The organism is Streptococcus sp. LYSM12 (assembly GCF_004569635.1).
Taxonomy (GTDB): domain Bacteria; phylum Bacillota; class Bacilli; order Lactobacillales; family Streptococcaceae; genus Streptococcus.
The window spans coordinates 1-1517 of record NZ_SPOZ01000058.1; the positions used below are offsets into that span (position 1 = coordinate 1).

A 1517-nucleotide genomic window follows, 5' to 3' on the forward strand; every position below is an offset into this window, starting at 1 on the left:
GTCTTGCAGCATGGACACCTGCAATTGAAGTGGAAATCCTGCCAATAATTGGAGAAGCCTATCCAAATGTTTTTAAAGAAAAAACTAATATAAGAACAGTATCAGCAGAGAGAACCTTTTGGGAAAAAGCAACAATTTTACACCACGAAGCAAATAGACCAGAAACTTCTCCTATGCCCCACAGATATGCAAGACACTTTTATGACCTATATAAAATAGCAAATTCAGATTTCAAAGACAGAGCCTTAGAGGATAAGGAGTTATTAAAGAAAGTGACTGAATTTAAAATGAAATTTTATCCTAGGAAGTGGGCAAAGTATGAAGAAGCACTAAATGGTAGATTAAGACTAGTCCCAAGAGAGTACCGATTTTCTGAAATAGAAAAAGATTATAAGGCTATGGCAGAAATGATATATGGAGAATATCCAAACTTTGAAGAGATTATAAAAGTTCTTAAAGAACTAGAAAAAGAAATTAATAAGTAATAGAATTCTCCCGAAAAAAATACAATATTCGGGAGAAATATTTTGAGCGAGAGAGAAATCTTTCGCTCTTTTTTTATTTATGGAGGTATTAATGAAATTAGTAATAGCAGAAAAGCCAAGCGTAGCAGTTACAATTGCAAAAGTAATTGGAGCAAGAACAAGAAAAAACGGATATTATGAGGGGAATGGATACATTGTTTCTTGGTGTGTCGGTCATTTAATTCAAATGGCAAGTCCAGAAAGACACGACGAAAAATGGAAGAAATGGACAATAGAAAATCTTCCTATAATTCCAGAAGAATATATTTATGAAGTATCTAAAAGCACTAAAAAACAATATGGAGTTTTAAAGAAACTTTTAAACGATAAGAATATCGACACAGTTATAAATGCTTGTGATGCTGGACGAGAGGGAGAACTTATTTTTAGGCTTGTATATAATCAAGCTAAATGTAAGAAGAAAATTCAAAGACTTTGGATATCTTCAATGGAAAACAAAGCTATTGAAGATGGCTTCAGAAATCTTAAAGATGGAGAAAACTTTGAAAACTTATATAGATCAGCAAGTGCAAGAGCCATTGCAGATTGGCTGGTAGGAATGAATCTAAGTAGGCTTTATTCTTGCATTTACAAGGAAACATATTCTGTTGGTAGAGTACAAACACCAACCCTATATTTAATAGCTAAAAGGGATAGTGAAATAAACCTATTTAAGAAGCAAAAGTATTATACGGTTGACCTATCTTATGGAGAATTGAAACTTGTATCAGATAGGATTGATAGAATTGAAGTTGCAGAGCAACTATTAAATCTACTAGAAGATGAAATAGTTATTACAGAGGTAGAAGACAAAGAAGTAAGCACAAAACCAGATAAGCCTTATGATCTCACTACCTTACAAAGAGAAGCAAATAAATATTTTGGATATTCAGCAAATGACACTTTAAATCTGGCACAAGGCTTGTATGAAAAAAAGCTAATCACATATCCAAGAACAGATAGCAGGTATTTAACTGAAGATATGGTTAATAC

Annotated in this window: 2 protein-coding genes; both read left to right on the forward strand. The window is 32.6% G+C overall.

The genetic code is table 11. The features are described 5' to 3' along the window. Positions 1 to 485, forward strand: a 485-nt coding sequence (locus E4T79_RS10655; protein WP_167752685.1) for a nucleotidyl transferase AbiEii/AbiGii toxin family protein, incomplete at its 5' end; no start/stop codon positions are given. 91 nt (positions 486 to 576) lie between these two features. After that, positions 577 to 1517, forward strand: a 941-nt coding sequence (locus E4T79_RS10660; RefSeq protein WP_228063859.1) for a DNA topoisomerase, incomplete at its 3' end; no start/stop codon positions are given.